The following is a 25,686-nucleotide window of genomic DNA, read 5'->3' as shown; positions in this document are numbered from 1 at the left end:
CCAGGTCCCCATCTGCAGACGAGGAGCGACGATGCGCTCGTTAATCGGGAAAGCGCTTACAGCAGCCGCGCTGATCGCGGCACTGGTACCCGCCGTGCCGGTCTCGGCCGCCGGTCCGCTGGCCGACTGCGGCACCGGCTCGGTCAACGCGGAGGCGGTGAACAACGGCGGCACCTGGACGGTCCGCAACGGCGGCAACACCGTCTACACCGGCACGAGCCTGCTCTCGGCGTTGCAGGCGGCGGCGGGCAGCCTCAGCGCCGGGCGCACGTGGAAGGAGCGGATCGTGGTCCGCGGCTCCGGCTCGATGAGCGCGGGCAGCCGGTTCTCCCTGCCCAGCTACACCGTGCTGGACGTGTGCGGCACGATCAACGTGACCGGGTCCGGCTCCGGTGACCAGGCCCCGGTCTACGCCAGGAATGTGCGCGACATCGAGGTGCAGCACCTGAACCTGACCGGGTCGCCGCTCTACGGCATCTTCATGCGCAACGTGGAGAACGTCGTCCTCGGCCAACTCGACCTGCGCCTGTCCAGTGGGCTCGGCGTGCGCATCGACAACCGCGGCGACACCTCGCGGTGGACCAGGAACGTGCGCATCGACCACGTCCACGTCCAGGGTTCGAGCACGCACGGCGTGGAGACCTACGGCGTGGACGGGCTCACCGTCGGCACCGTGGTCGCGCGGAACACCGGTGGCTCCGGCCTGCTGCTCAACGAGACTATCAACGCGACGGTGACCAAAGTGGACGGTGATGGTGCCGGCACCGGCACCGGGTACGCGGCCTTCCGCACGGCGAACCGCAACGGCCGGATCGGCAACTCCTACCCGGTCAACATCCGGGTCGGTGAGGTGATCGCGCGTGGTGGCGGGCGGGGGATCTTCTGCGTGTCCGAAAGCGGCGGCATGGTGATCGACCGGCTGGACATCGCGCAGACCGGTGGGAACGCGATCCTGCTGGAGAACTGCTACAACGTGAACCTGGCCGCGCAGAGCGGAAAGGTCGCCGGCCCCGGCGACATCCGGCTCGCTTCGCGCACGGAGTTCCCGGTGACCTCGGACGTCACGGTGCGGAACCTGACCGTGACGAACTCCGCGATCAACGAGAACCCCTGTGGCAACAACACCAACTTCGTGAACAACACGCTGGTGAACAGCACGCAGAAGATCTGCTAACCGAGCGCCGCGGTCAGTGCCGGGTACCAGCGGCTTTCGATCTTCTGGATGCCGCTGGTGCCGTTCGGGTGCACCCCGTCGTAGGTGTCGGTGGCCGGGTTGAAGCCGGTCCACTGGTCGACCACGGTGATCGGCGACTGCGCGGTGCTGTTCGCCTGCGCCCAGCCGGGAATCGCGGCGTTCAGGTCGACAACCCGCTGGGCGCAGGCGCCGCAGTTGGCCGGTGCCATCGGGATGATCCGCGCGACGAGGAGTTCCATCGACGGGTTCTGCGCGCGCATCTGCCCGAGCAGCTTGCTGAAGGCGCCCAGAATCGCGGACGGGCTCTGGTTGTTCCAGACGTCGTTGGTGCCCAGGTGCATCAGCACGATGTCCGGATCGGTGGCGGCGAGCCAGCCGGGCAGCAGGTTCTGGTTGGCGATGCCGGTGGCGAGGAAACCGCCGTGCCCCTCGTTCTCGCCGTCGTGGGGAAAGCCGCAGCCCTGCGCGGGCAGCGTGCCGACGAAGTCGACGTCGGTGTACCCGGTCTGCTGGAGGTGCTGCCAGAGCAGGGCGCGCCAGCAGCCGGGCGAACCGGTGATCGAGTCACCGAGCGGCATGATGCGGGCGGGCGCCTGCGCGGTGGCGGTCACGGGGAACAGCAACGCGGTGAGCAGGGCGATCAGGGCGAGCGTCGAACGGTGCATCGGACCTCCTTGGCCGAATTCCGGGAGCGCTCCCAAAAACCTTACTGCCGAGGCCCCGGCTTGACCAGCGGCCAACCGAAGGCGATGCAGGCCACGGCGAACAACACGATCGGCGGGACGGGCAGCAACCACACCGACAAGCCCAGTGCGACAACGGACGCCGTCAGTGCGGTGGCGACCAGGGCCTTGCCGACCGCTTCGCGGGCCGCGAGCAGGCACACCACGCCGCCGAAGATCAGCGCCACGCCCATGACGAGCGACATGCCGAGGTCGAGATCGGCCAGGCTGCGCCGCAGGCCGAGCAGTTCGATCCCGTGCTCGCGCATCGCCCCCAGCGCTCGGCTCGCCTCCGGCGTTTCAGGCCGTGAAGCCAAAAATGCCGCCGTCGCCAGATGTCCGGCACCGGTCGCGATCCACGCCCAAGCCCCCACGCGGAACAACTTCGTTCTTCCATACACGAGTGTATGTTCCATCCATACAGCTGTGTATGTCAACGCGCGTGCCCGGGATCAGGCCGTCAGCTGCTCGATGAAGTGCTTGAGCCCGGCCCGCCCCCTGGCGCCGTCCACGGCGACCTCCGGGACCACGTCACCGGCGGCCCGCCGGAGGTCCGACCAGCCGAGGTAGGCCGAGTAGGCGAAGACCGCCTGGCGCCGCGCGACCGCGGGGGTCAGGCCGAGTTCGCCGTAGAGGGAGGCCAGGTAGGTGATCCGCCGGTCGATGACCCGCTTCAGTACCGGGGCCACGGCCGGGTGATCGGCCTGCGCCATCAGCGCCGGTTCGAGTCCGGCGATCACCTCGGTGCCCAGCGCGGCCAGGAAACCGGCGCGCAGTTTCTCCCGCGGGTCGCCGAGCGGTTCCAGGTCGGTGATCAGCGCGGCCGTGGTCCGCTCCTCCCACGCCTCCATCGCCGCCACCAGCAACGCCGAGCGGTCCTTGAAGTGCCAGTAGAAGCTGCCGCGGGTGATGCCGAGTTCCCCGGCGAGCGCGTCGACGGAGACGGCGGCCACACCACCGTTGGCCAGTGCGCGCAGGGCCGCCGTCGTCCAGTCGTCGCGGGTCAGTCGTCCTCTCGCCATGGTCCGAACAGTAGTGTCAGCCGCCGAGCCCCCAGAAGGCACTGATCCGCGACGCCGCGCACAGGTTGACGTCGAGGAGGTACGCACCGGCGGTGCCGCACGGCGGATCGACCGGCTGGCCGTGCCCCATGCCGGTGATCGAGTACGTCTCCACCACGGCCCGCCCGCCGCCGTCGCGGTAGACCGCGTGCGGGTAGCCCGCCACCGAATCGGTTTCGCTCGGCGTGGGCTGGATCCCGTGCACGTTCGTCCACTGGTCGACCAGTTCGCGCTGGTTCGCCGCGGCGACCGTGTAGTCGGCCGTGCCCTGCCAGAGGCTGACCACCGGCCACGGCCCCTGGTGCCGGCTCGCCGCCCGGACGCTGTCGCCCCACGCCGCCGGGGTGCGGTCCTTGCCGGGGTTCATGCACGAGAACGCGTCCACCATCGTGGTGGCGCAGCCCTGCGGCAGCCCGGCGACCACGGCTCCGCCGGCGAACACGTCCGGATAGGCCGCGAGCACCACCGAGGTCATGCCGCCACCGGCCGACAACCCCGTCGCATACGCCTGCGTGCCGCCGGTGTCGGTCTGCGTGCGCCGGACCATCTGCGCGATCGACTCGGCCTCACCCGAGCCACGCGCCACGTCCCCGGACTGGAACCAGTTGAAGCACTTGTTCAGGTTGTTGCCGGACTGCTGTTCGGGCAGCACCAGGCTGAACCGGCCGCTGTCGGCCAGTGCCCGCCACCCGGTGTTCTCCCCGTAGCCCGGCGCGTTCTGCGTGCACCCGTGCATCGCGACCACGATCGGCCGCCCGGCGGGTAGTCCGTCCGGTACGTACCGGAACATCTTCAGTGCCCCGGGATTGCTCCCGAAGCCGGTCACCTCCACGATGTTCGCCGCCGAAGCCGGGGTCGTTCCCGTCAGCAGCGCTGCCAGCAGGGTCAGGGCGATCGTCAGCGTTCGCATCTTTTCCACGGTAAGCAGCGGTATGCGGTGAACCGACGGTCGCGGCCACACAATCGGGCGCGGCACTGTGTGGGCCGCCGACATGGTCGTGCGGCCGCGCGCGACCTACCTTCACCGGATGCTGTCGAAACTCGCGCTGGCCGGCGCCCTCCTGGCCACGGTACTGCTGCCCGGCACCGGCAGGGCCGGCACCGCCGCGGACGGCTGCGCGGCGCCGTGGGTGCCGGGCGCGGAGAAGCAGGTCGGCGCCTGCCTCACCGACCTCACCACGACCGGCACCGTCTCCTCGGGACACACCGTGCCCGGCGACTGGGCCGGGCTCACCTCGGCCGGGTTGCCACGTCCCGGTGCGGTGCCGGGTGTCCAGATCGACGGCTACTTCCCGGATTCCTCCACCACGAACGCCCACCACGGCTGGGCGCACGACGCGCAGTTCGTGCTGCGGCTGCCCGAGCGGTGGAACGGCGGGCTGGTGGTCGCCGGTTCACCCGGCAACCGCGCGCAGTACGCCGGCGACCGGGCCATCGCCGACCACGTGCTGGCCGACGGGTACGCCTACGCCGCCACCGACAAGGGCAACACCGGCCTCGAGTTCTTCGCCGACGGCGACCGGCCGGGCGACGCCGTCGCCGAGTGGAACCACCGCGTGACCCAGCTGACCGTGGCGGCGAAGCTCGCGGTGACGCAGCGGTACGGCCGCTTTCCACAAAGGACACTGATGGCGGGCATCTCCAACGGTGGCTACCTGGTGCGCTGGCAGCTGGAGAACCGGGCGTGGCTCTACGACGGCGGGGTGGACTGGGAGGGCACGCTCTGGACCGCCGACGGCCCGAACCTGTTCACCTTCCTCCCCGCCGCCGTGCGTAATTACCCGGCCTATTCCGCCGGTTCCGCCGAGGCGCACCAAGCCATTCTCGACGCCGGTTTCCCGTCCGGTTCGGAATTTCTCTGGCCCTATCACGATCAGGTCTACTGGGGACTGACCCAGCGGATCTACCGCACCGAATTCGACCCGGAATACCGCGGTTCCGACGCCGATTACGACTACGCGAACCGGCCGGGACGGGTGCACCGGGCGGTCGAGCGGGTGGCGCTGACCGGCCGCATCGGCAAACCGCTGATCACCCTGCACGGCACGCTGGACGCACTCCTGCCGATCAGTCGCGACTCCGACGTCTACGCCGGGATGACCGGCGACCGGCCCCACCGCTACTACCGGATCGACGGCGGCACCCACGCCGACGCGCTCTACGACGCCCACCCGGACCGCCTGCGCCCGATCGGGCCGTGCTTCCTCAGCGCGTTCGAAGCGATGGGCGGCTGGCTCGACGGGCACCGCCCGCCGCCTTCGCGCACGGTGCCGCGCGTCGAGGGCGTGGACCTGGCCACCACCTGCGAGCTGTGATCACCCCCGCGACCGTGATCAGCCTGCGGCGACGGCCTCTTCCAGGCCCTTGACCGCGAGCCGGTCGGCGCGCTCGTTCTCCGGGTGCCCGGCGTGGCCCTTGACCCAGTGCCACTCCACCTGGTGGCGGGCGGCGGCCTGTTCCAGGCGCTGCCAGAGGTCCGCGTTCTTCACCGGGGTCTTGCCCGCGGTCTGCCAGCCGTTGCTCTTCCAGCGGGGCAGCCACGAGGTGATGCCGTTGCGGACGTAGGTGCTGTCGGTGAACAGCCGTACCTCGACCGGGCGCTTGAGACTTTCCAGCGCCTGGATCGGCGCGGTCAGCTCCATCCGGTTGTTCGTGGTCTCGGCCGCCTGACCGCCGTAGAGCTCCTTCTCGTGCGTGCCGTACCGCAGGACCGCGCCCCAGCCGCCCGGCCCGGGATTGCCACTGCACGCACCGTCGGTGTAGATCTCCACGATCCGCTCTGTCACGCCGGTACCCTACCTCCCCCGATCGAGTCGGCCCGGTTCGACCTATCGGGAGGTGGAAATGGGCAAAACTCTGTGCTTTTCTCGAACAGGACGCACACCGGAACAAACCCCGACAGGACTGGTGGATCGTTTTGTCCAGATATCACTGGGAACCCCATGCCCGGGAAATCGACGGGTTGAGATCCGCGATCAGCGGAATTCGCGCGGAGGTCACCGGGCACCGGATCTACCGCCTGCTCCGCGGCCGCGCCGACGTGGCGACCTTCATGGCGCACCACGTGTTCGCGGTCTGGGACTTCATGTCCCTGCTCAAGGCGCTGCAGGGCAGATTGACCTGCGTGCGCGTGCCGTGGGTCCCCGGTGACCTGCCGGTGGGCGGGCGGCTGATCAACGAAATCGTGCTGGTCGAAGAGAGTGACGCGGTCGAATCCGGGTTCACCAGCCATTTCGGGTTGTACCGCCAGGCGATGGCGGCGGCGGGGGCGGACACCGCGCCGATCGACGAGTTCCTCGGCCTGCTGCGCAGCGGCATTCCGGTCCCGCGGGCCTTGGTCACCGCGGGTGTGCCGGACGCCGCGGCGGAGTTCGTGCGCACCACCTGGTCGCTGATCAGCGAGGGCACCGTGCACCAGCAGGCGGCGGCGTTCGCCTTCGGTCGCGAGGACCTCGTCCCGGCGATGTTCTCCCAGGTCGGCGCCGAGGACGACCGGCTCGCCCTGTTCCGCCTCTACCTGGAACGCCACCTCGACGCCGACGGCGGGCAGCACGGCCCGATGGCGATGCGCATGCTCACCGAACTCTGCGGTGAGGACGAGCTGAAGTGGCGTGAATGCCTCGACACCGCGCACGAGGTGCTGCGGGCGAGGGTGGCCCTGTGGGACGGCATCTGCGTGGCGCTGGACCGGCGCCTCGCACCCACCTGACCGGCGGGTGCGCGGGGCCGCCGACCCCGCGCACCCGGAAAGGCCGTTCACCCGGTGGTGGTAACCCCGGCGTCACGTCCACCGGCCGGTTCCCGGCGTGTCCGCGCACCCGGTGAGCATGGTCAGCAGCGCGAGCCGGCGGACCTTTCCGGTGCCGGTGCGCGGGATCTCGTCCCAGGTGAGCACGCGCGGCGGCTGGAGATCGGGCAGGTCGTGCACCGCGCCGGTCCACTCGGCCGCGTCGACCCGCCCGGTATCGGTGACCACCACCGGCAGCGGGTCCTTGCCGGGCATCGCCAGCACCACGCATTCGAGCACGCCGGGCAGCCGATCCTCCAGCACGTCTTCCAGTTCCAGGCAGCTCAGGCCGAGCGTGGTGTCGACCTCGCGGTCGAGCAGCAGCACCCGGCCGTCGCGCCGGTGCACCGCGATGTCCCCGGTGTTCCACCACCCGGCATCGTGCTTCTCCTGCCAGCGCTGGTTTTCCCCGACGTAACCGAGGCAGCGCGCGGGAGTGCGCGTGAGCGCCAGCCCGGGTCGCCCGCGCGGAACCGGTTCGAAGGTGGCCGGGTCGACCACCTTCAACCGGGTGCGGATCGGGATCGGCCGGCCGAGGTCGCGAGTGGGCGGATGCCTGTCCCACCGGACGGCCAGCGACTTCCTGGTCAGCAGGCGGAAGGTGATCGGCCCGGTCTCCACCTGGCCCCAGCTCTGAATCCACAGTGGACGCCTGCGTCGCGAGGCGTGCAGGTAGTCGCGGACCACCGGTGGGTGCATCGCGTCGTGGCTGCTCAGGAAAACCCGGACGTCACGGAACGGATTGTCCAAACGCGACAGAAGCGGGCGGAAACGGACGAATGCGGCGGGCAGCGCCTCGACGTAGGTCGGCGGGTACCGGCGCAGCAGCACGTCCACGGCGTCGGGGTGCTGCCCGGACAGGATGACGATCCGGGCCGGGGCACGGCAGAACACGTTCGCCGTCCAGCAGAAGGTCCGGCCGTGTGCGTAGGAACTGGCGTTGGCGAGTGTGTCGTCGCGGCGGACGCCGATCGCGGGCAGCCGCACCGATTCCAGTCCGGCGAGCTTGCGGACGGCGGTCGAAGTCGAGTGCACCACGAGCTTCGGCGTCCCGGTGGTGCCCGAGGTGTGGTTGATCACCAGCGGTTCGTGCTCGCCCGGCCGCCGTGGCGGGGGCGGGCGGTGGCCGCGGAGCCGGTCCACGTGGATCGCGCCGGGCTCCGGAGTGTCCAAAGTGATCACTCGCGAGGCGAAGTCCGCGCCGAGCGCGGCGTGTTCGGCGGTGGTCACCAGCACCGCGGGCTTCAGCCGTCGCAGCAGTTCGGCCAGCGATTCGGGTGGCAGGTGCGCGGAGAGCTGCGCCGGCACCGCGCCGAGCCGGACCGCCGCGCAGGCGATCAGGTCGTAGTCCCAGTGGTTGGGTTTGAGCACCGCGACGCGGTCACCGGCGCCGGCGCCCACCGCGGCCAGCCAGCCCGACACCTCGGCCACCAGCACGGCGAGTTCACCAACGCCGTAGTCGACCTTCTCATCCGGTGCGATGTCGAAGGGCCGATCGAGCCGGACCCTGGTGGCCGACCCCCGATCGGCGCACTCGTCGAACAGCACGCCCATGTCGTACGGCCTCACACCGACTCCTTGACGCCTGCGCGGCAGTGGTGCAGCACCCTCGACGCGGCCAGCGCCCCGGCGCGTATCGCGCTTTCGCCGCTGGGGCACAGGGAAATCCAGTCGCCCGCGTAGTCGACCGGGCCGACCGGCCGCGCTTCGAACCCGGCGCGCAACGCGAGCGCGGCCGGGGTCGCTTCGGGCAGGGCGTGCCGGAACCGATGGACCAGGATTTCCCCGGTCGCGGTGCCCAATCCCGGCAGGAACCGTTCTCCCGCGCCGAGCAGGCGCGGGACGATGTCTCCGTCCGGGGCGTCGATCAGTTCGGCGGCCACCGGGGCAGCCGCGAACAGGCTCACCAGGCCGCGCCCGTCGGGCGCCCGGGACTCGTGCTTCTCGTGGTCCACGACGACCCCCGACAGCACGGACTCCTCGGCAGCGGGGGTGAGCAACGCGTGGAGCGGACGGCTCGCCGTCAGGCCGAGCGGCCGGTCCAGCAGGCAGCTGAGCTTGAGCATCGGGGTGAACGAGCACGCGGCGAGATACGGTTCCGCGGCTGGATCGGGATTGGCGTGCAGAGCCGCCGCGACGGGAGCGGGAACGCACAGCACCGCCGCCCGCGCGTGGAAAGTGCCTGCCGCGGTGGCCACCCTGGCGCCGGAGCCGTCGGTGACCACCTCGTCCACCGGGTGATCCGTTTCGACGTCGAGCTGGGCGGCCAGTCGCCGCGCGAGGGTGTCCATGCCGTCGGTGAAGGTGTGCCACGACGTGGCTGGGCCCGCCGCCAGCATCAGGCTCGCCATTGGTGCTATTGCGGAGTTTTCCGTCTGCCAGCCGAAGAAATGCGCGCCGAGCGGCTGGAACAGGTAGTCGTGCAGATCGCGGTGGAGGCGCTCGGTGAATTCGGCGACCGTGGCCGAGCCGAGCGGTGTCCCTTCTGGACGGTCTTGGTCGTAGGCGCGCCGTTTTCGCTTGGCGCTCAGGAGTAAACGCGTAAGTTGCCAGCGCGCGCGAAGCGACAACGCCGTGGGACCTGGATGGATGCGGCCGTCGCGCCAGACGCCGACCGAACTTCGGATCACCGGGACGTCGGCGATCGGCAAACCGGTGCGGCGCAGGAGTTCCCAGGTCGCGCGATGGCCCTCGGCGGAGATCCGTTCGGCGCCGGTGTCGATGGTGTACCCGTTGTGGCGGACGCTCGCCATCCGCCCGCCCACCTGCCCGTTCGCCTCGAAAACCCGTACCGACAGACCGGCCCGCCGCAGTTCGTGCGCCACGGTCAGCCCGGCGATGCCCGCACCCACCACGGCCACGTCCGGCCCGGCGTTCACGCGAGCGCCAGCACGAGCAGGTTCGACAACACCATCAGCAGCACCGAAAGCCGGTGTGCGCGCGAGCCCATGCGGTGTGCGGTGACGAGGTCGCCCACCCGGAAACCGCGGTGGTACTGCATGGCGCGCGACGCCGTCGCCGGTGCCATCGCCACCACGAACCACCACGGCGCGGCGCCGGTCAGCGAGCCGATCGCGCCGATCGCGAACTCCGTCACCGAAAGCGCGGCGACGAGTCGCGCGTTCGGGGAAGCCGTGGCGTACAGGCCGGCCAGCAGCGGGCCGAGGCCGAAGAGCAGTGCCTGCACCACAACGAACGGGTGGAGTCCACCGGTGGCCAGCCCGTACGGCGCCAGCACCAGCACGCAGCCGAGCGTGGCCAGGAACAGTTCCCGGAGGTCGTATCGGCTCAGCCAGGCTGCGGCAAAGGTCACCGCGATCAGCAATATCGTCCACACTGGACCTACCGGGCCGATCAGCACGGCCACGATCCACAGCAGCGCGCCCACGAGGGCCGCGCCCCAGCCGAACCGCCGCATTTCCGTCGAGGCGAGCACGCAGATCCCACCGGCGAGGAAGCACAGCAGCATCGGGAAAACGCGGACGCTGAACTGCGTTGTGGTGGCCAGGATCGCGGTGAACACCACGAGCGGGCTCAGGTAGGAGTTGAAGTCGTCGAGCTTCGCGAGCCTGACGTAACCGCGGAGCTTGCTCTCGCGGATCGGCTCGGCCCGCCACAGGGCGAGCAACCGCTCCTGGCTCCTGGTCATCTGGTCTCCTGAACGGCGCGTGGGCACAAATGGGGTGCTGCGGTATTCGCGAAGAGATTGCTCCGATTGAGCGAAGTTCTTGCAAGGGGTCTGACGCACTCGTCGACCGTCACACTCCGCTGCACTGCCACGTACCGAAAGTAGCTGAGCGTTCTGGTGTCGAAAAGGGATGAATGGTAACCGGCCCGGTTTTCACTCTTTGCGGTCAGGTTTCCGCCGCGGTTCTCGACGGTCGAGGCGGGCCCGGCGGATATTACGACGGACAGCTTCCCCGAACGAGACGAGAACCATGCTGCAAACTCTGGTGCTCGGGCTGGGCCGGGCCGGCGCCGCGCTCCACCTCCCGGCGCTCGCCAGGATCGTCGAAACCGGATTGCCGGGAGTGTTCGCCGATCACCCGATCGCCGCGTACGACCCCCGGCCGGTGGATCTGCCGCACCTGCCCCGTGTCCGGGTCACCGGTGATCTCGGCGAGGCGATGACGCTGGTGGACCCCGGATCGGCGGTCGCTCACCTGTGCAAGCCGCCGGGTTCCCGGCTCACCCTCCTCGAAGAACTGGCGCGCAACGGGTTCCGCCGGTTCGTCGTGGAGAAGCCGCTCGGTGCCGGGCGCCGCGAACTCGACCGGATCGGCGTGCTGCGCCGCCGGTTCGGCCTGGAGGTCGCGGTGGTGGCGCCGTGGCTGGCGGCCGATCTCACCGGACGGCTCGCGAAACTGGCGCGCTCGGGTGAGTTCGGCGCGTTGCGCTCGGTGACGGTGAACCTGCACCAGCCCCGGTTCCACCGCTCGCTCACCGATCCGGAGCACACGAACGCCTGCGAGGTGGAGCTGCCGCACGCGGTGCCAGTGGTGTTGCGACTGGCCGGACCGGCCGAGCTGGTCGACGCGGAGTGGTCGGACATGACCTGCGGCGAGCGGGAGATCCCCCGGCTGGGCGGCGCGTCGCTCACCCTGCGGCACGACGGCGGGGTGCTGAGCAGGCTGCGGTCGGACCTGACCTCGCCGATCCGCGAGCGCAGCATCTCGCTCAACCTCGACCACGGCATCGTCACCGGGTACTACCCGCTCGGCGCCGAGGACGACCACGCTCAGCTGGAAGTGGTGTCCCCGCACCGGAGCGAACGCGAGGTCTTCCGCGACGACGCGCTCACCGCGTTCTTCCTGCGCACCTACCGAGCTTTTCGTGCCGGGCGGCCCACCGGGCTCGAAGTGCACGAACGTGCCGCCCGGTTGCTGATCGAGGCGAAGGAGCGGTGCGCGCGGCGCGGGCTGGTGGCGTCGAATGCGCCGTGAGTTGTCCTTCGCCGGGATCGGCGACGAGGCGGGCGCGAGACTCCCGGCCCAGGTCACCGCGATCCGGCGGCTGGGCTGGCGGCAGCTGGAGCTGCGCAGCGTGGACGGCAGGGCGATCGCCGACCTGGGCCTGGACGGGCTCCGGCGGGTCGAAACGGCGATCCGCGACGCGGGGGTGGAGGTGGTCTGCCTCGACTCGCGGATCGGCAACTGGGCGCGGCCGATCACCGTGCCGTTCGCCCGTGAGCTGCACGAACTCGACGAGCTGATCGACTGGTGCCTTGCGCTGGACACCCGGTTCATCCGGATCATGTCCTATCCGAACGCCGAGCTGCCCGAGGACGAGTGGCGCAGCCGGGTGTTCGACCGGGTGCGGCGGCTGGCCGAGCGCGCCGCCGAGGTGGATGTGGTGCTGCTGCACGAGAACTGCTCCGGTTGGGCGGGCGCCAGTGCCGAACGCGCCCTCGAACTGGTCACGGCCGTCGGCAACCTGCGGCTGCTGTACAACACCGGCAACGGTCTCGCGCACGGTTATTGCGGCCACGACCTGCTCGCCGAGATCGTGGACTACGTCGAGCACGTGCACGTCAAGGACGCGGTGGTGGTCGACGGGATGGCCCGGTTCTGCCTGCCGGGTCACGGCGAGGCGCGGGTCGCGGACTCGCTGCGGTTGCTGCTCGCGCATGGGTACCGGGGCGCGTTCTCGCTCGAACCGCAGCTGAACGCGGTACCGCGTCAGGGAAAGGTCGCCGGTGACACCGCGGCCGACGCGTTCGTGGCGGCCGGGCGCGCGCTGACTCGGCTGGGTGTGGAGATCCCGCGGTGAGCGGGCTGCTGCTGGCTTCCGATCACGACCTGCTGCTGCGACTGCTGCGCACAACGACTATCAGCCCGCTCGAAGCCGACGGGAGCGAACCGGCCACGCAGTTGTGGCAGGCGCAGGCCGCCTACGCGGAGGCGGCGCGGGCAATCGGCTTCCGGACGGCCCGGCACGACTGCGCGCGCCCGGCGGACGTGCTGCGCGACGACGTCCCGGCCGCCGTCCGCGCCGCGGCGGGCACGCCGGGTTTTCTCGCCGCGCAGCCGAGCCTGGTGCTGCGGCTTGGCCGGGCGCTGCCGTTCGGCGCGACGGTCATGTTCAACGTGCACCTGGACACGGTCGGCGGCTTGGAGCCGGTGACTTTCGACGGCAGCCGGTTCACCGGGCGCGGCGCGATCGACGCGAAGGGCCCGGCGGTGGCATTGCTGGCCGGGGTGCGCCAGGCGCTCCAGCTGAGCCCGGCGGTCGGGCGGGAGATCGGGGTGGTGGTGCAGGTGGTGGCCGGTGAAGAGGGCGGCGCGCTGGGCGCAATCGGCACGCGGCGGCTGATCGATGCCGGTTTTCACGGCAGGCTGAACATTTTCTGCCAGCCCACAGGCCTGCGGTACCTGACGAGGGCGACGGCCGAGATGACCGCGCGCGTCCGGGTGACTGAGCGGGAAGGTCGGTCAGAAGCCGCTGTACTGCTGGGTCTTCTCGCGCAACACTTCGCAGCCACGTTCGGGAGGCGGCTCCGCGTGGCCAACTTGCGCGCCGACAACCGGCGGGGCTGCGGCACGGGGGAGTTGCTGGTGACCCTGCCGTACAAATCAGCGGCGGAGGGCGCGGACCTGGCGGCCAGTCTCGAGCGGGTGTACCGGGCCGGACTGGCGGATTTCACCACAACCTTCGGCGGGACAGCCTCCGAGTCCACGGAGTTGACGTGGCCAAAACGCGACCTACCCTGCCTCGACGGCGGCGACCGATGGGCCGAAGCCCTGCTAACCACACACGCCGGCCTTACTCCCTGCGCCCCCGAGGAACCGGCTTACCCCAACGACGCAATCTGGATGGACGGTGTCCCCGGCGCCTTCACCGCCGTCCTAGGCCCAGGCTCTCGCCTAGTGAACCACGCACACACACCTGGCGAACACGCCGATCTACCCGACCTGGAGGCCTTCGCGGCCGCCGTCTCGCGAATCCTGCTCGCCTTCGCCCGCCTCCGAGCCCTCGCAGCGAACGCCCGCCCCTAACTGGCTGCTGCGAGAGGCTCGCCACCTTCGTCCCCACCGCTCACCTGCCCACTCTCCTCCAGCGGCCCAGCGGCCCAGCGGCCCAGCGGCCCAGCGGCCCAGCGGCCCAGCGGTCCAGGGGCGAGGCGGCCCAGCCGCCCAGCCGCCCAGCCGCCCAGCCGCCCAGCCGCCCAGCGGCCCAGCGGCCCAGCGGCCCAGCCGCCTACCGGTCCAGCGGTCCAGCCGCCCACCGGCGAGGGCTAGGCAGCCCAGCGGCTCTATGGTTGGTGGCCTAGTGGGTAAGTGGCTGAGTGGTCGAGTGGTCAAGTGGCTCAGCCACTTATCCACTAGGCCACCAAGCCACCCGTCCACACAGCCACTCGTCCAGTAAGCCACCCGGCCATTTAGCCACTCGTCCTGTGGGTCGCTCAGCCAGTCGCCCGGCAAGCCACTCGGCCGCTGCACCCGTGCCCAGTAATCGAGCCACGGGCCGCCGAGCCGTCGGGCCATGGTGTCCCCGAGTTGCCGTGCCGCCGAGGCTGGGGGCGCCGAGTGGTCGAGCCGCCGAGCCATGGGGCCGCCGAGCTGCCTGGGTATGGGCGCCGAGCTATCGAGCTGCCGGGCCATGGGGCGCCGAATTGTGAGGGGCTGATCTTCGGGGTGGCGATCTGGGTGGCGATCTGGGTGGCGAGCTATGGGGGCGCCTGCATTCCTCGAAAACCGCGGTGAAGCTGGGCGGAGAAGGCTTATCCCAGTAGTGGGATGTGCAGCTTGCCGAAGTGGAAGTTGCGCACGGCGGTGAGTAGTTCCTCGGTGGAGAGCAGGCCATCGCCGGACGAATCGATTTGTTCGAAGGCCGTGCGCGCCTCATCCCGTTCTACGCCGAGGGCGCCTAGCCAGATGGCGAACTCGTTTCCATCGATGTAACCGTCGTGGTTGTCGTCGCACATGCCGATTACGGCGTCGACCACCGGGCCCATCACCCGGTTGAAGGCCGCCTCGCCCTCTTCGAAGATGAGCCGTTCGGTCACCGCGCGGAACTGTTCCTGCGAAAGCGACTCGTCCGGGCCGACCCCCGCCTGAGCGGTCAGGTACCCGAACAAACCGGTGAACGCGGCCATCAGGGTCCTGGTTTCCGCCGACGACTCGCCCTTGGCGAAAGCCTCGGCGATCAGATGCGCTTCGTCCTGGAAGTCGGCGAGTTCGAGCACGCCGTCCCCGTTTGTGTCCCACTTTTCGAAACGCTGGGTGAGCCGATCCTGCGCGACAGCGGTGGTCATGAAAACGTAAAGTATCAGCGACTCAGCGTGACGGTAAGAGGTCGAGCCCAATGCGCACCGGTGGGGTGAAGGGCTGCCCCGACTGGTCACGGTGGGTTTACCGGAGCCCTAACGCGGAAGGGCTCAGAAAGGCGCCTTCGGGTTCTTCCCGTCGCGGACCCCGCGCGCGTAGTCGAGCGCCTGTTCCCGTGTGATCCAGTTCGGCACACCGATCTCGAAGTTCCCGCAGACCATCGTCATGCCACCGGACCACACGCCGGCCGGTGGGTGGATGACCTGCCACTCGTCCCACTGCACGACCTGCGGCTGCGGCTCGGCGGGCACCGGCGTGGTGAACCACGAAGGCAACGGCTCACACGAATTCCACCACTCCAGCGGAATCACCCCGCTACCGCCACGCGCGGCGATGACACCACCGACCATGGCGCACACCGTGTCGATGTCCTCGGCGAAGCGCGCGGCTGTCCACAGTGCACCCGCGAAGTCGTCGAAGTGGTGTGCGGCCAACCAAAGCGCGAGTGGGACCGTGTCCGCCGCGCTCACTTCGCGTCCGTTGCCCAGTTCGCGCGCGACCTCTTCGGCTCCACCGAGCGCGGTGGCCGCCTCAAGCCGCCGCCGGACCTCGCTCGGTGCCAAGCGCGCGGCCACCGCCTGGAGCAGGTCATCGCCCGAAAGCGTGGTGGTGCAAGCGAAAGCGGCCGCGAGGGCGACCGCCACCGCACCGGCGACGCCCTCCGGGTGGGCGTGCGTGACCTCGGCCGACCGGGCGGCTTCGGCGACCACGGTGTCCAGGTCCGGGCCGAACCACGCGCCGAGCGGGGCGACCCGCATCGCGCCACCGTTGCCCCACGAGCCGTTACCGAACACCGACGGCGCGACCTCCCGCCACGACTCGCCGCGCCGGTAGCGCAACAACACCCGCTCGGCGCCCGAGCCGTAACCCCGGTCCGGGTCGAAGTGCTGCTGGAAGTGCCACGCCAGGTCGTCCTGGTCGATGCGGCCGTGCCGGGTGAGCACGGCGAAGATCGAGCACGCCATCTCGGTGTCGTCGGTCCACGCCCACGGCGCCGGGGGCAGTGCGCGCCCGACGACGTCGGGGTGGTCGCCCGGCAGCGTGATCTGCGCGCCGAACGCGTCACCGGCCTGAAGTCCGTACAGGCTGGCGTAGGCGGGGTGCTCCTCGGTCATGGGTGCGAATATGCCAAATTCACCGGCCGCCGGTGTGCAGAACGGCCGCACTGGCCACGGTCAGTCCGGAGAGGACGGCCAGCGCGCCGAACGCCCAGGCGGAACCGGTGCCGGTGACCAGCACGGACACCCCGGCCGCGCCGATCGCGCCACCGGCCCGCTGCACGATGTTGACCAGGGTCGTCGCGTCGCCGAGCCGGTCGGCGGTGACCGCGGCGTAGGCCGCCGTCGTCGCGGGTAGCTGGGCCAATGCCAGCCCGGCACCGCGCACCACCAGCAGCGCGGTCAGCATCGGGACCGGCAGCGGCAGCAGGAACGGCAGGGTGGTGACCACGAGCAGCGCGGCCCCGGTGAGCGTGACCGGCCCGGCGCCGTGCCGGTCGGTCAGCGCGCCGCCGAAGTACAACGCGCCCGCGCTGCCCAGACCCATCGCGAGCAACTGCAACCCGGTCGCCGTGCTGTCCAGGCCCAGCTCCAGGTGCAGGACCAACGGCAGGAGCAGCAGGCCGCCGTACATGTTCGCGCCGGTGAACCCGGTGGTCACGGTGGCCGCGGTGAACCGGCGATCACGCAGCAGCCGCAGGTCGACGAGCGGACGCGGAGTGCGCAGCGCGGTACGGGTGAAGGCGGCGATCAGCAGTCCGCCGAGCAGCAGGAGCAGTACCGAGCGCGAGGTGGCGCCATAGAGCAGCAAGGGCAGTCCGGTACCCAGCAGCACCAGCCCGATCCGGTCCAGCGAGCGGCCCTCGTCCCGATCGCCCGGCGGGACCAGGCCGCGGGCGGCTAGCAGCGCGAACACCCCGATCGGCACGTTGATCCAGAACAGCCAGCGCCACGACGCCAGGTCCAGCAGCAGTCCGCCGAGCGCGGGCCCGATCGCCGGACCGAGGCTGATCACCACGCCGAGCGCGCCCATCAGCCTGCCGAGCTGCGCCGGCCCGGCGACCGCGCCGAGCACCGCCTGTCCGGCGGGGACCAGCAGCCCGCCGGCCAGTCCCTGCAGCACGCGGGCGGCGATCAACGCGGGCACGCCGGGCGCGAGCGCGCACAGTGCCGAAGCCATGACAAAAACCGCCAGCGCGACCGTCCACACGCGACCGTAGCCGAAGCGGCCGCCCAGCCAGCCGGACGCGGGCAGCGAGACCGCCAGTGCGACGAGGTAACCGGTGACGATCCACTGCACCACCGGCAGCGTGCTGCCCAGGTCGGCCCGGACGGCCTCGGCGGCGAGATTGACCAGGGTCGAGTCGAGCATCGCGAGCAGCGCGCCGAGCCCGGTGACGGCGGCGATCTTCCAGGTGCGCGTCGGGATCATGGTTTTTATCGTACCGTGGTACTATAAAAACGTGCCGAAGCGAGTCGATCACGAGCAGCGCAAGCGGGAGTTCGCCGCGGCGCTGGTGCGCTGCGCCCGGGTCCGCGGTCTGCACGCGACCGGGTTCCGCGAGGTCGCGGCCGAGGCGGGGGTCTCGCTGAACCTGGTCCAGTACTACTTCCCGACCAAGGAAAAACTGCTCCAGGGCGGGCTGGTGTACGTGCGGGAGCGCATCAACGAACGACTGCGGTGCCATGACGAGACCGATCCCGGGCGGCGGGTGCGCGCGATCCTCTCGGAACTGCTCCCGGCCGACGAGGAAAGCACTGACCTCTACTGCGTCCACGCCGCGTATGCCGCGCTCGCGCTGACCGATCCGGCGCTCGCCGCGCAACCGCACGCTGCCGGGCCGGACGAGCTGCACCCGCTGCTGACCGACCTGCTGGCCGAGGCGGGGCTGGCCGAACCGCACCTGGTCGCCACCAACCTGCTCGCGCTGGCCACCGGCCTTTCCGCCTACGTCGTGTCCGGCTACCACCCGGTCGAAACCGCGCGTGCCGCGCTGGCCGTGCAGCTCGCTCTGGTCTTCGACCAGTCGATTTGACGGATGCCGTCCGCCGCCGGGTCCGTCAGGCTGGGCTGAGGCGGGCAAATCGGACAAGGAGGCGGTCATGTCGGAGAACGGCAAACCGAAGCGGCGGCTGCGTCGCCGGCTCGGCTGGGTGGCGCTGGGCTTCGTGCTGGTGGTGGCGCTGCTGGTGGGCGTGGCGGCGTACGCCCTCGATCCCGGCGGTGATCCGCCCGATCCGGCGGGGCTGGGGGCGAATCCGCAGGTGGCGCCCGCCGACGAGCAGACCATTCCGACGGTCAACGCGGCGAACGTGATCGGCTGGCCGGACGACAAGGCGCCGGTCGCGCCGCCGGGGTTCACCGTCAAGCGGTTCGCCGCCGGGCTGGACCACCCGCGCTGGCTCTACGAACTGCCCAACGGTGACGTGCTCGCGGCCGAGGCGGCCACCACGCCGGCCACTTCGCTGTTCGACTCGCTGTTCGAACTGGTGCGCGGCAACGACGGTTCGCGCAAGCAGAGCGCGAACCGCATCACGCTGCTGCGCGACGCCGATGGTGACGGGACGGCCGAGTTCCGCACGCCCTTCCTGGAGGGCCTCAGCCAGCCCTTCGGCATGGCACTGATCGGCGAATCGCTGTACGTGGGCAACACCGACAGCGTGTGGCGCTACCCGTACCGCGCCGGGGAAACCCGCGTCAGCGCGCCGGGGCAGAAGATCCTCGACCTGCCCGCGGGCGGGTACAACAACCACTGGACGCGCAATGTGGTGGCCGCGCCGGACGGCTCGAAGCTCTACATCACCGTCGGTTCCGGCAGCAATATCGCCGAAAACGGGCTGGACAACGAGATCCGGCGCGCGATGGTGCTCGAGATCAATCCGGACGGCACCGGTGAACGGGTGCTCGCCTCGGGCATGCGCAATCCGAACGGACTCGATTTCGAGCCGCAGAGCGGTGCATTGTGGACAGTGGTGAACGAACGCGACATGCTCGGCGACGACGCTCCGCCGGACTACTTCACCCGCGTCCGCGACGGCGATTTCTACGGCTGGCCATGGAGTTACTGGGGGCAGCGGGTGGACAGCCGGGTCGAACCACAGCGGCCGGACCTGGTGGCGAACTCGCTCGTGCCGGACTACTCGCTCGGCGCGCACACCGCCCCGCTCGGCCTGGCCTTCTACCGCGGCGAAACGTTCCCGGAGCGGTTCCGCGGTGGTGCGTTCATCGGCGCGCACGGTTCGTGGAACCGCGGCCGTTCGGTGGGATTCACGGTCAACTTCGTGCCGTTCCGCGACGGTATGCCGAGCGGTCCGCCGGAGGACTTCCTCACCGGGTTCAAGCCGGACCCGGACAATGCGGACACCTACGGCCGTCCCGTCGGCGTGATCGGGACAAAAACGGGCGATCTGCTCGTCGCGGACGACGCGGGGAACATCGTGTGGCGCGTCGCGCCGCAGGGTTAGGTGCGGCGCGTGACGGGCGGGAATAGCATGGCGGCATGGATATCGATTCCGGCCTGCTCGCGCCGGTGTGGGCGGGCACCGGACTCGCTGACCTGGTCTCCGACGAAGCCTGGCTGCGCGCGATGCTCGACGTGGAGGTCGCGCTCGCTCGAGCGCAGGCCGAACTGGGGGTGATCCCGGCGGACGCCGCCGAACGCATCGCCGACGGCGTCCGGAAGGGACAGTTCGATCTCGCCGCGCTCGCCGAGCAGGCGCGTGGCGCGGCGAATCCGGTGGTGGCGCTGGTCAAGCAGCTCACCGAAGCGGCCGGACCGGAGGCGGCGGAGTACGTGCACCGCGGCGGCACCAGCCAGGACATCTTCGACTCCGCTTCGATGCTGGTGGCCAAGCGCGCACTGGAAGCGATCGAGACCGACCTGCGGCGCACCGCCGCTTCGCTGGCCGGACTGGCCGCCGCGCACCGGGAAACCCCGATGGCCGGGCGCACGCTCACCCAGCACGCCGTGCCGATCTCGTTCGGCCTCAAGGCGGCCACGTGGTTGCAACTGGCGCTCGATGCGATCGAGCGCATCGGGGCCGTGGTCCTGCCCGCGCAACTCGGTGGTGCGGCCGGAACCCTTGCCTCGTATGAGGAATACGCGGGCCGGTCGAACGGGCCGGAGCTGATGGCGGTGTTCGCCAGGCAGCTCGGGCTGGCCGTGCCGGTGATGCCATGGCACACCGCGCGCACGCCGATCGCCGACCTCGGTGCCGCGCTGTCCTTCACCACCGGCGCGCTGGGCAAGCTGGCGGTCGACGTGCAAACCTTGTCCCGCACCGAAATCGGTGAGGTGACCGAACCGGCCGCCGAAGGGCGCGGGGTTTCCTCGGCCATGCCGCAGAAGCGCAATCCGGTGCTGGCCACTCTGCTGCTCTCGGCGGCGAAGCAAGTCCCGGCGAACGCGTTGGTACTGGCACAAAGCCTGATCGCCGAGGACGAACGCGCCGGTGGTGGCTGGCACGCGGAATGGCAACCGTTGCGTGAATGCCTGCGACTGACCGCCGGAGCCGCGCGCACGGCGGCGGAACTGACCGGCGGACTGGAGGTACATCCCGCGCGGATGCGGGAAAACCTCGAACTGACCGGTCGCGGTATCGTGTCCGAACGGCTCAACATCGCGCTGGCGTCGACCTTGGGCAAGGCCGCGGCGAAGGAACTGCTGGCGCGGCTGAACCGCGAAGGCTCGCTGGACGACGCCGAGGAACTGCGCGACTTACCCGATCTCAGCGCACCGGAGGAATACCTCGGCGCGTCGGCCGCACTGGTCGGCCGCGTGCTCGCGCGTGCCGAAGAAGTCCTGCACACCAAGGGGGAGTAGTGGCGGAAGACCCGGCCATGGGGTGGTACGGCCTGAGCAAGCGCTTCGGGCCGACGATCGCCGCGGACAACGTGAGCCTGGAGGTCCCGCGCGGCTCGTTCTTCGGGCTGGTGGGGCCGAACGGCGCGGGGAAGACGACCTCGCTGTCGATGGCGGTCGGCCTGCTGCGCCCGGACGCCGGTTCGGTGCGGATCTTCGGCACCGACATGTGGCAGCAGCCGGACCAGGCCAAGGCGCTGGTCGGCGTGCTCCCGGATGGACTGTCCATTCCGGAACGACTGACCGGCCGCGAACTGCTGACCTACATGGGACAGCTGCGCGGGCTGGCGCCGTCGGCGGTGGCCGAGCGCACCCACGAACTGCTCGGCGTGCTGGAGCTGACCGACGCCGAGCGCACGCTGGTGATCGACTACTCCGCGGGCATGCGCAAGAAGATCGGCCTGGCGATGGCGCTGCTGCACGCGCCGCGGCTGCTGGTGCTGGACGAGCCGTTCGAGGCGGTGGACCCGGTTTCCGCGTCCACCATCCGCACCATTCTCAACCGGTTCGTCGCCTCCGGCGGCGCGGTGGTGCTGTCCAGCCACGTGATGGCGCTGGTCGAGCAGTTGTGCAGCCACGTCGCGGTGATCACCAAGGGACGTGTGGTGGCGGCGGGCTCGGCGGCCGAGGTGCGTGGCGAAGGCAGTCTGGAGGAGGCGTTCGTGCGGTTGGTCGGCGGACGCACCGGCGGCGGGGAAGGACTGTCGTGGTTGGCGTCTTCGTCCGACTGAAGCTGCTGGTCCTGCGCAATTCGCTGCGCGGGACCAGGATCGTCGGCTGGCTCCTCGGCGGGCTGGTCGGCCTCGTGGTGGCGGTCGGCACGCTGCTGGTCGGGGTGGTGCCGTTCGAGCGGCCGGAGACCTCGGTCGACCTGCTGGCCTCGATCTACGCCCTCTGGCTGATCGGCTGGGTGCTGGCCCCGGTGGCCACCGGCGGTGGTGACGAAACGCTGCGGCCCGAGCAGTTCGCGCTGCTGCCACTGTCGAATCGACGCCTGGCGGCCGGTCTTCTCGCGGCGAGCCTGGTCGGGGTGACCACGCTGGTCAGCCTGGTGGCCTTCAGCGGGCTCTACTTCTACGGCCTGCGCTTCGGCCCCGCCCAGGCGCTGGTCGGCCTGCTGTTCGCGGTACTGCAACTGCTGCTCGTGGTCCTGGTCTACCGGGTGGTGACGGCCGCGCTCGGCGCGCTGCTGAGTTCCCGCAAGGGCAAGGAACTCGGCATCCTGCTGGTGGCGCTGACCGGGTTGTCCGGGGTCGGCCTCAACTACGCGCTGAACAGCGTGGGCCCGGCGATCATCGAGGGACAGGCGCCCGGCCTGGTGGCGGTGACGCGCGCGCTGCCGTCGGGCTGGGGCGCGATCGCGGTGCACGCGTCCGCCGGGGGTTCGTGGGGGCTGGTTTTCCTGCTACTGGCGGGCTTGGTGGTGGTGCTCGGCGTGCTGCTGTGGATCTGGGGCGCGCTGCTGGCCAGGCGCATGACCTCGCCGTCGTTCCGCGGTGCGGCCAGGGTGCGCTCGTCCGAGCGGCCGGTGTCCACGGCGGTGGTCTCACCGGTGGGCGCGGTGGTCCGCAAGGAACTGCGCACCTGGTGGCGCGACGCCCGGCGGCGGGTCGCGCTGATGAGCACGCTGATCATGGGCGTGGTGATCTGCGTGGTGCCGTCGTTCTCCGGGGAATCGGGCGCGCCGCTGGCCATGCTCGGCCTGTTCGTCGCGGTGTTCGCCTGCCTGCAGGCGGGAAACCTGTACGGCTTCGACGGCAGCGCGTTGTGGCACACGCTGGTCACGCCCGGTGCGCCGCGGGTGGACGTGCGCGGGCGGCAGATCGCCTGGGCCCTGCTGGTGGCGCCGGTCGCGGTGGTGCTCGGCCTGGTCACCCCGGCGGTGAGCGGACGCGCGGACCTGTACCCGTGGGTGCTCGGGCTGCTGCCCGCGGTGCTCGGTGCCGGGGCGGGAGTGGTGCTGCTGCAGTCGGTTTACGTGGCTTATCCGCTGCCCGATCCGCGCCGGAATTCGAGCCCGTGGACCTCGGGCGGGCGGCCCGGCTGCGCGCGGGTACTGATGATGCTGGCGATCACGTTGCTGCAGTTGGTGGCCGCGTTGCCAGTGGTGGCGGTGGAGTTGGTCGGCGAGCTGAACGAGCTGGAGGTGCTCCGCTGGGCGGGCGTGCCGGTCGGCCTGGTCACCGGTGCGCTGGTGGCGTGGTGGTGGGGCCGGATCGCGGTGCGGCGGCTCACCGAACGTGGTCCGGAACTGCTGAACACCGTCGCCAAGGAGATCTAGAAACCCAGTGCGCGGGCGCGGGCGGCGGGCAGCTCGGCCGGATCGGTGAGCACCGCCGCCACGTAGGCGTCCGGGCGCAGCAACCAGATCTCACCTTCCCGCGCGCCAAGGGCGTCGCGGAGCGCCGGGGTGAACCGGAGGTGGCGCTCGGGCAGGTCGCACGGACTGAGCGAGAGGAAGCCTTCACGGGCGAGCGCGCGCAGCCGCCCGCCCTCGACCGGCACGTCCGGCACCAGCACCCCGGGCGCCGGTGACGGGACTGCTCCACGGGCGGGGCGACCGGCGAACGGGCGTGAAGGGTCCACAGTGGTCAGTGGAGAATTCGGGTACCAGAACGGTTCCGACAGCCTGCCCGAGTCCACCTCGGCGCGTGCCGCCGGATCGTCGGCGGCCCGTGCGAGCACGTCGAGCCGGTGTTGCCGCCGCGCTTCGTCGTTCGGTACCAGGAAGTCCATCGTCGCCGTGGTGATCTCCAGGTTCTCCAACGCGGCCGCGTGCCGTTCGTCGTGATAGGACTCCAGCAGTCCCGGTCCGCCTTGTCCATTGAGGACGTACGCCAGCTTCCACGCCGCGTTCTCCGCGTCCGCGACCCCGGAATTCAGCCCGCGCGCGCCGAACGGTGAGTACAGGTGCGCGCAGTCCCCGGCGAGCAGCACACGGCCCACCCGCAACCGGCTCGCCACCCGCGACTGGAAGCGGTAGACCGACTTCCAGACGATCTCGTACGGCCGGTCGCCGATGATCGCGCGGATCCGGTCCGCCAGTACGTCGGTGGCCGGGTCGTAGTCCGCGGGTACCTGCCAGTCGATGCGGAAGGTCGAGCCGGGGCAGGGGTGGATCAGCACCTGCCGCCCCGGATTCCAGGCCGGGTCGAAGTAGAAGCGCCGTTCGTTCGCCCAGCCGGGCAGCTCGGCGCGGATGTCGCAGATGAGGAACCGGTCGTCGTAGGACCGGCCGGTGAAGTCGATCCCGAGCCCGGCGCGCAGCTCCGCGCTCCGCGCCCCGGTGCAGGCGACTGCGTAGTCCGCGCGGACCTCCAGGCCGGAGGCGCAGCCGACGGTCACGCCGTCCTCGTCCGGCTCGACCCGGTCGACGTGCTGGCCCCATCGCGCCTCGATCAGCGGCTCTCCGGCGATCTGCTCGTCGAGCAGCTGCTCGGTCCGCGCCTGCGAAATGTTCACGAACGGCGGAAACGGCGACTTCCCGTGGCCGGGCAGGGTGTAGGCGAACAGCTCGCGGTCGCGGTGGAAGGTCCGCGCGGTGGTCCAGGTGACGCCCTCGGCGGCGATGCGGCGGCCGGGGCCGGCGAAGTCCCAGATGTCGAGCACATCGCGCTGCTGGCAGATCGAGCGCGAACCGCTGAGATCGCGGTGCGGCCGGGTGTCCAGCAGCAGCGAGGGCACGCCACGGCGGGCGAGCAGCAGCGCGGTGGTCTGGCCGACAGGTCCGTTGCCGAGCACCGCGACCGGCGTCCGGACACTCATCCCTGGAGCTGCGCCCAGACCTCGCGATCCCGTTCAGCCGTCCAGATCACCGGGCGCTCGATCCCGGACAGCTCGTCCCACAGCCGCGAGACGTCGAACGGCAGGCAGTGCTCGAAGATCGGCCACTGCCCGTACCGCTCGCGCAGCGCGGCGTGCGTGCGTTCGAAGGCCTCCTTGAGCGTGCCGCCCGCTTCGCGCACCGCACCGACCTCCCGGATCATCACCGTCAGGAAGTGCCTGGTCTGCTCGATGGCCGCCTCGACGGCCTCGCGGCCCCGGCTCACCCCGCCGCGTCCGCCGATCAGCGTCTCGGCCTCGAACGCCCGTACGCGGTCCAAAGTGGACGATGCCCAGTCGTGGTGGAAGGCGTCGCCGGTGTACAGCGCGGCTTCGGCTTCGACCAGGTCACCGGCGTAGAGGGTGCGCTGCTTGGGCAGCCACGCGACCAGATCGCCCTCGGTGTGCCCACGGCCGCAGTAGTGCAGCTCCAGATCCCCGCGCTCGCCACCGAGTTCGATGGTCAGCCGGTCGGAGAAGGTGAGCGTGGGCCAGGTCAGCCCCGGCACCGAATCGGCGCCCTTGGCCAGCCGCGGCATCCGGCCGAACTCGCTCTCCCAGTCGGCGATCCCGCGCTCGGCGATCAGCGCGCGGGTGTTCTCGTGCGCCACGATCACGTCGGCGTCGAACGCCGAAGCACCCAGCACGCGCACCGCGTGGTAGTGCGAAAGGATCAGGTAGCGCACCGGTTTGTCGGTGTGCTCACGCAGTTCGGCCAGCCATTCGCTGGCGGCGACGGGGGTGGCCAGCGCCTCGAAGCAGACGAGGAAGTCCTCGCCCTCGATCGCCCCGATGTTCGGATCGCCCTCCGCGGTCAGCGCGTAGACGCCGTCGGCGAGCACCTCCAGGGTGCGCTGCTTCTCTTCCAGATCGGCCGAGGATGCGAACGCCTTCTCCGTCATCCTGAAGAGG

Annotated in this window: 24 protein-coding genes; 11 read left to right on the top strand and 13 right to left on the bottom strand. The window is 70.5% G+C overall.

Annotated features, from left to right (window positions below; translation table 11 throughout):
* Nucleotides 1-94 precede the first annotated feature (94 nt).
* The gene (locus YIM_RS36125) at nt 95-1,174 is read left to right on the top strand and encodes a hypothetical protein (protein WP_228004245.1); all 1,080 of its coding nucleotides are present in this window, start codon (nt 95-97) and stop codon (nt 1,172-1,174) included.
* On the opposite strand, the gene YIM_RS36120 is transcribed toward YIM_RS36125, so the two are convergent.
* The 4 genes from YIM_RS36120 to YIM_RS36105 all read right to left on the bottom strand — a co-directional run bounded on the left by YIM_RS36120 (nt 1,171) and on the right by YIM_RS36105 (nt 3,888).
* Complete coding sequence (locus YIM_RS36120) at nt 1,171-1,860, bottom strand: SGNH/GDSL hydrolase family protein (RefSeq protein ID WP_153034616.1); 690 nt, start codon at nt 1,858-1,860, stop codon at nt 1,171-1,173. The genes YIM_RS36125 and YIM_RS36120 overlap by 4 nt on opposite strands.
* 41 nt (nt 1,861-1,901) lie before the next feature.
* A complete protein-coding gene (locus YIM_RS36115; protein ID WP_153034614.1) occupies nt 1,902-2,186 on the bottom strand; it encodes a hypothetical protein in 285 nt (94 codons plus the stop codon).
* Between the two features lie 183 nt (nt 2,187-2,369).
* Nucleotides 2,370-2,939, bottom strand: a complete 570-nt coding sequence (locus YIM_RS36110) for a TetR/AcrR family transcriptional regulator (RefSeq protein ID WP_153034613.1) — start codon at nt 2,937-2,939, stop codon at nt 2,370-2,372.
* Between the two features lie 16 nt (nt 2,940-2,955).
* Nucleotides 2,956-3,888, bottom strand: coding sequence for a PHB depolymerase family esterase (locus tag YIM_RS36105; protein WP_153034611.1), 933 nt, complete (start codon nt 3,886-3,888; stop codon nt 2,956-2,958).
* A 118-nt stretch (nt 3,889-4,006) separates the two neighbouring features.
* Here YIM_RS36105 and YIM_RS36100 point away from each other — a divergent pair, with 118 nt between their 5' ends.
* Nucleotides 4,007-5,293: a tannase/feruloyl esterase family alpha/beta hydrolase gene (locus YIM_RS36100; protein WP_194239863.1), complete on the top strand. Its 1,287-nt coding sequence runs from the start codon at nt 4,007-4,009 to the stop codon at nt 5,291-5,293.
* An 18-nt stretch (nt 5,294-5,311) separates the two neighbouring features.
* Here YIM_RS36100 and rnhA read toward each other — a convergent pair whose 3' ends face one another.
* On the bottom strand, nt 5,312-5,764 hold the full coding sequence (gene rnhA, locus YIM_RS36095) for a ribonuclease HI (RefSeq protein WP_228004244.1): 453 nt from the start codon (nt 5,762-5,764) through the stop codon (nt 5,312-5,314).
* A 176-nt stretch (nt 5,765-5,940) separates the two neighbouring features.
* Between rnhA and YIM_RS36090 the strand changes: the two genes are divergently transcribed.
* On the top strand, nt 5,941-6,687 hold the full coding sequence (locus YIM_RS36090) for a DUF3050 domain-containing protein (protein WP_228004243.1): 747 nt from the start codon (nt 5,941-5,943) through the stop codon (nt 6,685-6,687).
* A 72-nt stretch (nt 6,688-6,759) separates the two neighbouring features.
* Here YIM_RS36090 and YIM_RS36085 read toward each other — a convergent pair whose 3' ends face one another.
* The 3 genes from YIM_RS36085 to YIM_RS36075 are packed head-to-tail and all read right to left on the bottom strand — an operon-like array spanning nt 6,760 to nt 10,414.
* The gene (locus YIM_RS36085; RefSeq protein ID WP_370468907.1) at nt 6,760-8,334 is read right to left on the bottom strand and encodes a class I adenylate-forming enzyme family protein; all 1,575 of its coding nucleotides are present in this window, start codon (nt 8,332-8,334) and stop codon (nt 6,760-6,762) included.
* On the bottom strand, nt 8,331-9,644 hold the full coding sequence (locus YIM_RS36080; protein WP_153034607.1) for an NAD(P)/FAD-dependent oxidoreductase: 1,314 nt from the start codon (nt 9,642-9,644) through the stop codon (nt 8,331-8,333). Before YIM_RS36080 ends, YIM_RS36085 begins: the two co-directional genes overlap by 4 nt.
* Complete coding sequence (locus YIM_RS36075) at nt 9,641-10,414, bottom strand: 1,4-dihydroxy-2-naphthoate prenyltransferase (protein WP_153034606.1); 774 nt, start codon at nt 10,412-10,414, stop codon at nt 9,641-9,643. Before YIM_RS36075 ends, YIM_RS36080 begins: the two co-directional genes overlap by 4 nt.
* A 289-nt stretch (nt 10,415-10,703) precedes the next feature.
* Here YIM_RS36075 and YIM_RS36070 point away from each other — a divergent pair, with 289 nt between their 5' ends.
* Genes YIM_RS36070 through YIM_RS36060 form a run of 3 tightly spaced genes read left to right on the top strand, consistent with a single transcriptional unit; the run spans nt 10,704 to nt 13,760 of the window.
* Nucleotides 10,704-11,708: a hypothetical protein gene (locus YIM_RS36070; RefSeq protein ID WP_153034604.1), complete on the top strand. Its 1,005-nt coding sequence runs from the start codon at nt 10,704-10,706 to the stop codon at nt 11,706-11,708.
* Nucleotides 11,698-12,534, top strand: coding sequence for a sugar phosphate isomerase/epimerase (locus YIM_RS36065; RefSeq protein ID WP_153034603.1), 837 nt, complete (start codon nt 11,698-11,700; stop codon nt 12,532-12,534). Before YIM_RS36070 ends, YIM_RS36065 begins: the two co-directional genes overlap by 11 nt.
* Nucleotides 12,531-13,760 carry a M20/M25/M40 family metallo-hydrolase gene (locus YIM_RS36060; protein WP_153034602.1) on the top strand — a complete coding sequence of 410 codons (1,230 nt, stop codon included), beginning with the start codon at nt 12,531-12,533 and terminating at the stop codon, nt 13,758-13,760. The genes YIM_RS36065 and YIM_RS36060 overlap by 4 nt, the downstream gene beginning before the upstream one ends.
* A gap of 725 nt (nt 13,761-14,485) precedes the next feature.
* Here YIM_RS36060 and YIM_RS36055 read toward each other — a convergent pair.
* The 3 genes from YIM_RS36055 to YIM_RS36045 all read right to left on the bottom strand — a co-directional run bounded on the left by YIM_RS36055 (nt 14,486) and on the right by YIM_RS36045 (nt 17,522).
* The gene (locus YIM_RS36055; protein ID WP_153034601.1) at nt 14,486-15,019 is read right to left on the bottom strand and encodes an EF-hand domain-containing protein; all 534 of its coding nucleotides are present in this window, start codon (nt 15,017-15,019) and stop codon (nt 14,486-14,488) included.
* Nucleotides 15,020-15,142: 123 nt separating this feature from the next.
* The gene (locus tag YIM_RS36050) at nt 15,143-16,207 is read right to left on the bottom strand and encodes an ADP-ribosylglycohydrolase family protein (RefSeq protein WP_153034600.1); all 1,065 of its coding nucleotides are present in this window, start codon (nt 16,205-16,207) and stop codon (nt 15,143-15,145) included.
* Between the two features lie 19 nt (nt 16,208-16,226).
* On the bottom strand, nt 16,227-17,522 hold the full coding sequence (locus YIM_RS36045; protein WP_153034599.1) for a DHA2 family efflux MFS transporter permease subunit: 1,296 nt from the start codon (nt 17,520-17,522) through the stop codon (nt 16,227-16,229).
* Nucleotides 17,523-17,553: 31 nt separating this feature from the next.
* Between YIM_RS36045 and YIM_RS36040 the strand changes: the two genes are divergently transcribed.
* The 5 genes from YIM_RS36040 to YIM_RS36020 all read left to right on the top strand — a co-directional run bounded on the left by YIM_RS36040 (nt 17,554) and on the right by YIM_RS36020 (nt 23,233).
* Nucleotides 17,554-18,126, top strand: a complete 573-nt coding sequence (locus tag YIM_RS36040) for a TetR/AcrR family transcriptional regulator (protein ID WP_153034598.1) — start codon at nt 17,554-17,556, stop codon at nt 18,124-18,126.
* A 67-nt stretch (nt 18,127-18,193) separates the two neighbouring features.
* On the top strand, nt 18,194-19,555 hold the full coding sequence (locus YIM_RS36035) for a sorbosone dehydrogenase family protein (protein WP_153034597.1): 1,362 nt from the start codon (nt 18,194-18,196) through the stop codon (nt 19,553-19,555).
* Nucleotides 19,556-19,590: 35 nt separating this feature from the next.
* Entirely contained in the window at nt 19,591-20,913 is a 1,323-nt protein-coding gene (gene pcaB / locus YIM_RS36030; protein ID WP_153034596.1) for a 3-carboxy-cis,cis-muconate cycloisomerase, read from the top strand.
* Complete coding sequence (locus YIM_RS36025) at nt 20,913-21,683, top strand: ABC transporter ATP-binding protein (RefSeq protein ID WP_153034595.1); 771 nt, start codon at nt 20,913-20,915, stop codon at nt 21,681-21,683. Before pcaB ends, YIM_RS36025 begins: the two co-directional genes overlap by 1 nt.
* Nucleotides 21,659-23,233, top strand: a complete 1,575-nt coding sequence (locus YIM_RS36020) for a hypothetical protein (RefSeq protein ID WP_153034594.1) — start codon at nt 21,659-21,661, stop codon at nt 23,231-23,233. Before YIM_RS36025 ends, YIM_RS36020 begins: the two co-directional genes overlap by 25 nt.
* Here the strand turns inward: YIM_RS36020 and YIM_RS36015 are convergent.
* Both YIM_RS36015 and YIM_RS36010 read right to left on the bottom strand, forming a co-directional pair.
* Nucleotides 23,230-24,717, bottom strand: coding sequence for an FAD-dependent monooxygenase (locus YIM_RS36015; RefSeq protein ID WP_153034593.1), 1,488 nt, complete (start codon nt 24,715-24,717; stop codon nt 23,230-23,232). The two genes, YIM_RS36020 and YIM_RS36015, sit on opposite strands and share 4 nt — an antisense overlap.
* Nucleotides 24,714-25,676 carry an MBL fold metallo-hydrolase gene (locus YIM_RS36010; RefSeq protein ID WP_153034592.1) on the bottom strand — a complete coding sequence of 321 codons (963 nt, stop codon included), beginning with the start codon at nt 25,674-25,676 and terminating at the stop codon, nt 24,714-24,716. Before YIM_RS36010 ends, YIM_RS36015 begins: the two co-directional genes overlap by 4 nt.
* Nucleotides 25,677-25,686: the final 10 nt, after the last annotated feature.

Origin of the sequence: Amycolatopsis sp. YIM 10 (assembly GCF_009429145.1) — a bacterium.
Lineage (GTDB): Bacteria > Actinomycetota > Actinomycetes > Mycobacteriales > Pseudonocardiaceae > Amycolatopsis.
This window is presented reverse-complemented; position numbering and strand designations above follow the sequence as displayed.